Origin of the sequence: Campylobacter sp. W0066.1, from assembly GCF_024723635.1 — a bacterium.
GTDB classification, from domain to species: domain Bacteria; phylum Campylobacterota; class Campylobacteria; order Campylobacterales; family Campylobacteraceae; genus Campylobacter_D; species Campylobacter_D lari_C.
The window spans coordinates 130,108-136,679 of record NZ_JANQCW010000003.1; the positions used below are offsets into that span (position 1 = coordinate 130,108).

Genomic DNA, 6,572 nt, shown 5'->3' on the forward strand with positions numbered 1-6,572 from the left:
CATCTTACCCTTTTAATTCCTCAATAATGAACTGCCGAATTGCTTTTTGTGTATGAATTTTTGTTTCTTCAAAAGGCAAGGATAGAGTTTCTTTTTTTAAATGCTCATAAAATTCATTATAATCATTAATAAAAATCAAGTTTCCATTTTCAATCTCTGTCTGATAGTGTTTACTTGTACTCTCGTTAAAAATAAAACTTGCAACATTATCTTTCCATTGCACAAATTCTTTTGAAGCAGCAGAACCAGAACTTATTGCACAATTGCAAACATTAAATAGTTCCCCTATAACACAATTATCAAAATCATCACCAATTAATAAATTATTATGTGGAATACCAAAAAAATCATTAGTAGAAAATTTCTTTACTGGATTTGGATGATGTCTTAAGATAAACAATACATCTTCATTTGAATTAGCAACTATGTCTTTAAATATATCAGGAAGATCCATTGCTAGCAAAAATACAACAATTTTATTATATTTTTTAAACATGTTGTTATATTTATTTTTAATAAAACCAGAAATAAATCTTTTTTGTATGTACAAATAAGGATTACCTAATAAAACGGCTTTGTGCTTTAAGCCCGTAAACTCCTTTTCAATATGCCGACAATCTTTCTCGCTTCTCATAAAAAAATAATTAGGCAGGCTCTCATAGCCCTCTCTTGGCATAATTTTATACCATCCGTTATAAGTTGGGTTTACTCCGCCAATCAATTCACCATCTTGTATATCAGCTGTTTTAATACCAAGTTCTTGAGCTGCAACAAACAAAGGAGCGTTCCACTGCAAATGATGACAAACAACCAATTTTGGCTTCAATTTTAATAATAACTCTTTATACCAATCCTTGATAAAAAATTCCCAATCAAAAAATATTTTCAAAGAGTCTTTTGTGAATTTTAATCCAGTAGTTTTTTTTAGAACATCTAAAAAATCCCAGCTAAATGGTAATTCTTCCGCATAACCTCTTTTGAAAATATAAGGATATATTAAAGGTATATAAGGATGATGAAAATCATCTGGCGTTAAATCTATATCTGAAGACTTAACAATTCCTATCTTTTTTACAGTTACAGTCTTTGAAAACTCTTCAACAAAAGGATCTGTAAGTCTTTGGTAAATTTTACCACCTACTGTTAAGTTTTCGCCACTTGAAATATGTGTAAAGAAAAGAATATCAACTTTATTCTCTTGCAGTTCTTCAATCTCAACAGCATTTAATCTCTCTTTTATTGTCTGACGTATTCTATAAGGAATTTTACTTTCCCCTCCGCCTTGCAAAATATATGGAGAATCTACATCGATTCCTTTATTACTAAGCATAGTCATTCTAATCCACAAATAATTTCTCAAAAAAGGATAGATGTAAGTATTTTGAATTTTTAAACAATTCACAGGATACATTTTTTCAAAATTATATATACGTTGCCATAATATGTGTAAAGATACCAACTGATTTTTTTGCGAAGTATTAATGTCAAACTTCGAATTTAAAAATTTTACAATCCATCTAGCTCTTTTCTTTAAGAAACCTTTTAATTTAAAATTAATAATCTTTTCTAACATTATAAAACTCTTTCTTTTAAAAGCATAAATGCTTCAGCATACACTAGTTTATCTTTTCCACCCAAAGAACAACCTCGGTATAATGCTAAGGCTTTTAAATTTTCAATGCTTCTTGGAAAAGGCAATGGTTTTAACTCACTTTTGTATATTTTCATGATATCACATTTTTTATTAATAAATTCTGTAATATCAACAAAAACATTTGGAGCAAAACTTTGACTTGAAAAAGCAGGTGCAAATTCCGTCTCGCTAACTGTTTCCATCATTAATACTTTTTCTATACTAGGATATCGAAAAGACTTAGTACAAGAGTAAGCTGCTTCAAAAATTATACGATGATCGCTATGCACATCGTAAGCAAATGGCAAATAAATAATATGAGGTTGAATATTTGTAAAAATCTCAGAAAATTTTTTTACCAAATAATTTTTAGAATACTCATCGATTTTTGTTGTTTTTAAACCTAATCGATAGCAACTATCAAAATCATACATTTTACAAACCTGCATGATTTCTTCTTCTCTTTTTAGCACCTGCTCTCTTGTGTAACCTTCACTTTCATATATATCTGTACAAAAGACACAATGTACTCTATCACCATGTAGCTTGTGCTTTAACAATGTTCCTCCCACTCCCAAAGTTTCATCATCTGGATGAACTGCAATAACAACAACATCTCTAGCATAAGTTGCTTTTAACATACCATTTCCTATCATGCAAATCAATACTGTTGATAAAATCATAAATTTTATCAACAGAAGTCTCATCTCCATAAGGATTGACCAAATCTTTTATTGTGCTTCTATACTTATCATTATAACATGATTTTTTTATAGCATTTACAATATCATCTCGGTTGTAATCTACAAAAATCACATTTCCTGCATTTAGCCTTCCTTTCTGTCTATTACCTATATTTACAACAGGTAATTTATAGTAAGGAGCCTCTAAAATACCCATACTTGAATTTCCTACCAGACATAGTGCGTTACGAATTATATTTACGAAAATATCACGTGGAATAGTTTTATAAAATCGAATACATGAATATTTTCCTTCTAACTCCTCAATTGCTCTAAGAATTTCAACACTCCCAGGATCTGAATTAGGATAAATACCAATTATATATAAATCATTATCCTCTGCAAACTTAGCAGCAGTTTCTAGTGCAAAATACATTTGCTTATACGAGTCATGCATTTCAGAGCTTAATGGGTGTTTTAAAAACACAAAATACCCTTTATTCTGTATATCTAATTTTAAATATTCAGACAACACATCTTTATCTTTTAATGGAATACTAGCAATATTAGCATATGAAGTACTTCCACTATTTAGTATTCTCCATTTATCTTCGCTAATATTTAACAAATTATTTGCATATTGCTCTGTAGTTACACAGTGAATATGAGCCAACTTTGAACAAGCAAGCCTTATAGGATCATCTGCATTTCCATAAACAGGATCGCCTCCTCCATAGTGTATAGTCAACACATTCATATAATTTCCCACAATACATGTTGCTATACTTTCCTCTCTATCGCCTACAACAAGTAAAAAATCAGGCTTTACCCTTTCAACCGTCTGAGATAAGCTAGATATAAGAAATCCAACTCCTTTACTTCTTTGCACAATTCGATCTGTATTCAACAAGCAATCAATTTTATCAGCTATTTCAAAACCATCATTCTCGATTATTTTATAAGTTTCTCCATGAAGACTACTTAAATGTGCACCACATATAACCACTAAAACATCAAATTCCGCATTTTGAAATTTTTTAAGAATAGGGTGTAAATAATCATACTCGCTTCTTATACCAGTTACTGCTAGAATTTTTTTCTTTACCAACATTTCACCAAAACCTCTCTTAAATTTGTTACAGCAAATTCCACGTTTGCAATATTTTTACTATCATTCTTATTCACCCAAATAGCTTTTATCCCGACTCTTTCCGCTCCAACTATATCTGTCAATAAATTATCTCCAATAAAAATAACATTTTCTATGTCTTCATTTAAACTATCCAAAACCATTTTAAAAGATTTCTCATGAGGTTTCTCATAATCTTTTCCAAGACTTCTAGCATAAAATATCCTAGGTTTGTACTTTTTTAGTTCTTTTATGCATTTTATTTTATTTTCTTGAACACTTACTACACCATTTGTTAAAATAGCTATTTTTACCCTTTGACGCTTCAAAAAAACTAACAATTCCCTAGCATCTTCATAAAGTGGCATATTAAATGATATATTCTGATATAACGCGAAGAGTTCCTCTTGTTTTTGTTTTGAATAAAAATTTATATTATGCAACCAAAACGAAAAAATATCATTTGATTTTTCTCTTAAATTTTCATTATCAATAAAATCATTCTTATTAAAGTCTAAACCATATTTTTTACTAAAAATATGCAAAACTTCTGCTATATACATATTTTCGTTATACAAAGTATTATCTAAATCGAAAATAACAGCTCTGATATTTTTATTTAAAAAAAACATCTAAATAGGCTCTAGTCATTTTTAAATCAAAATCAACCACTTTAGGGATAATTCTTTTATTTTCAACAAAATGCTCAACAATTAACTTTATCCAATTTTCACTAGCATGAAATGCCAATGAGCTACCACCACCTAGTCTTGGATTTACTTCTATAAAATAAATTTCACCTTTTTCTGTTTCAAATACCTGAAAATTTATAGGTCCAATAAAATATATCTCTTTGGCAATTTTTTTAATAAAACTTTCAATCACACGATGATAAGCAACTGAACTTTTAATCGATTTACCCTCTCTAACATCAATCCTTTTTCTTGGTATAATATAAATTGGGTCGCCATTTTGATCAAAAAAACAATCCACTGTATATTCTTGTCCAACAATTTTTTCCTGAGTAATACAACTCCATTCATTATTGACTTGGTAATTCCTAGAATGAAATTCTATACCTGCTCCACCTCTTCCATTTCTAGGTTTAATTACTCCTAAATTTTTATAAATCTCAGTTTTTGGAGTCGGAATAGATATTTTTTTAAAAAATAAATATGTCTCCCATTTATCAGTAAAAATCTCAATAGTTTCTTTTGGAGAAACAATAACATTAATACCCATATTTTTAAATTCTTCCTTAAGACAACTCCACCCCAATAAACTATCGTCCAAAGTTGGAATAACTATGTCGATTTTAGACTGTACTAACAATTTTTTTGTTTTTTCCCATAATTTAGCATCTTTAGTAGACGGCATTGTAATAAATTCATCTGCGATATTATACGCTGCATTAAACGAATCAATATCGCTTGCACACGCTATACAACCAATTTCTTTTATAGCATTTATAATATATAAACTTGTCAAACTTCCACTTGCTTCTGTTAAAATTCTGTATTTCTTTTCCATCATAATACAATCAACTCATCTATATCAAAATTTTTTTCTGCAACTTTACCAATAATATTATCCCACTCCATCGGTGAAATTCCATTACCAGGTCTTTTAACACCTAAATTTTTTTCTGTGAAGAAATCACCTTTTTTTATAGGACTTGCCGCAACCAACGATTTTCTTCCTATGTTGATATTTTTAGTTTCACTTTCACTTGGCTTTTTAATGCCATTGCCTAAAGCCTGTTCCAATTCTCTTATAGATTGAACCATAGTTTTCAATTCATCAGGATTTAAAGAAGCTAAATGATCAGGTCCTTGCATATTTTTATCAAGCGTAAAATGCTTCTCTATTACACAAGCTCCCATTGCTACTGCTGCTATAGGTATAGTCACACCTAGAGTATGATCTGAATATCCCACGGGCAATTTAAACGCCTCCTTAATAGTTTGCATAGCCTTAAGATTCACATCTTTAAAAGGCGTAGGATACTCGCTGTTACAATGTAAAATAGTGATTTTATTTCTTTGAGTACCATTATCTATCAAAACATCCAAAGCCATTTCAATTTCACCTAAACTTGTCATTCCGGTTGATAATATTATATTTTTATTCAATTTCGCAATTTTTTTTAAGTAAGGTAAATTGGTTATTTCACCACTTGGTATTTTAAAAATTTCAACACCAAGCTCAACGAGCAAATCAATACTTTTTAAATCAAAAGCAGTAGAAAGAAATTTAATATTACATTTTTTACAATGTTCTATCAAAACTTCATGATCTTGCTTAGAAAGCTCCAATTTTTTAATCATGTCAAACTGACTTTCTTCGTGAGAAGTTGTTTTAAGTTGATATTCTGCCTTTTGTGCATTTTTACTTATACAAAGCTCTGTTTTAAAAGTTTGAAATTTAACATAATCAGCCCCAGCTTCACTAGCTACTTCTATAAGTTTCTTCGCTAAATTCATATCCCCATTATGATTAACACCCGCTTCAGCTATAATTAATGTTTTTATCATTATTTTTCCTTAATATTGAAAATTAATTTTTTTTCTAGTTCTAAAACATTTTTGTTTCGCTCAGCAATTCTTTTAGCAGGTGCTCCAAAATATATTCCATAGGGTTTTGTTTTACGCATTACCAAACTTAAAGCTCCTACACTCACACCTTCTGCTAGCCCTCCACTATTTGGAAGTACAACACTATTTGAACCTATTAAACAATGTTTCTCTATAATAATTTTCCGACTCAATACATTTTTATATTCATTTGGTACCATAGGATTACTCATAAACATTCCGGTATAATCATCTGTTACACTAAAAATTTTACAACCACTTGAAATTCCTACAAAATTTTCCACTGTAATTCCATCAATACCACCTGTTAAAATTGATCCCGCTCCAATGTGTACATAAGATTTAATATTAATCGGCCCTATCAGAATAACAAAATCATCTATTCTTACATTATCTAAAATTTCAATACAAGCTATATTGTATAAACTAGTTTTTTTACTAATTAATACATTTTCTCCTATTTTTTTGAAACCTAATTCGAGCAATTCCTGTCTTGTATAAAAACCAATTTGATTCATTTTATCCTCTTATTT

General features: G+C 29.5%; 7 protein-coding genes. All 7 read right to left on the minus strand.

Features of this window, described 5'->3' with window-relative positions; all coding sequences use genetic code 11:
- Positions 1 to 4: 4 nt before the first annotated feature.
- From CAMP18497_RS02100 to CAMP18497_RS02130, 7 genes are read right to left on the minus strand one after another with little or no spacing between them, the layout of a single operon-like run.
- The gene (locus CAMP18497_RS02100; protein ID WP_337212318.1) at positions 5 to 1,573 is read right to left on the minus strand and encodes a hypothetical protein; all 1,569 of its coding nucleotides are present in this window, start codon (positions 1,571 to 1,573) and stop codon (positions 5 to 7) included.
- The gene (locus CAMP18497_RS02105) at positions 1,573 to 2,274 is read right to left on the minus strand and encodes a PIG-L deacetylase family protein (RefSeq protein WP_337212319.1); all 702 of its coding nucleotides are present in this window, start codon (positions 2,272 to 2,274) and stop codon (positions 1,573 to 1,575) included. The genes CAMP18497_RS02100 and CAMP18497_RS02105 overlap by 1 nt, the downstream gene beginning before the upstream one ends.
- Positions 2,252 to 3,427 carry a UDP-N-acetylglucosamine 2-epimerase gene (gene neuC / locus CAMP18497_RS02110; RefSeq protein WP_337212320.1) on the minus strand — a complete coding sequence of 392 codons (1,176 nt, stop codon included), beginning with the start codon at positions 3,425 to 3,427 and terminating at the stop codon, positions 2,252 to 2,254. Before neuC ends, CAMP18497_RS02105 begins: the two co-directional genes overlap by 23 nt.
- The gene (locus tag CAMP18497_RS02115; RefSeq protein ID WP_337212321.1) at positions 3,418 to 4,077 is read right to left on the minus strand and encodes an HAD family hydrolase; all 660 of its coding nucleotides are present in this window, start codon (positions 4,075 to 4,077) and stop codon (positions 3,418 to 3,420) included. The genes neuC and CAMP18497_RS02115 overlap by 10 nt, the downstream gene beginning before the upstream one ends.
- The gene (locus CAMP18497_RS02120) at positions 4,061 to 4,978 is read right to left on the minus strand and encodes an ATP-grasp domain-containing protein (protein ID WP_257941836.1); all 918 of its coding nucleotides are present in this window, start codon (positions 4,976 to 4,978) and stop codon (positions 4,061 to 4,063) included. Before CAMP18497_RS02120 ends, CAMP18497_RS02115 begins: the two co-directional genes overlap by 17 nt.
- Entirely contained in the window at positions 4,975 to 5,979 is a 1,005-nt protein-coding gene (neuB, locus tag CAMP18497_RS02125) for an N-acetylneuraminate synthase (RefSeq protein ID WP_257941837.1), read from the minus strand. The genes CAMP18497_RS02120 and neuB overlap by 4 nt, the downstream gene beginning before the upstream one ends.
- Positions 5,979 to 6,557 carry an acyltransferase gene (locus CAMP18497_RS02130; RefSeq protein ID WP_257941838.1) on the minus strand — a complete coding sequence of 193 codons (579 nt, stop codon included), beginning with the start codon at positions 6,555 to 6,557 and terminating at the stop codon, positions 5,979 to 5,981. Before CAMP18497_RS02130 ends, neuB begins: the two co-directional genes overlap by 1 nt.
- Between the last annotated feature and the right edge of the window lie 15 nt (positions 6,558 to 6,572).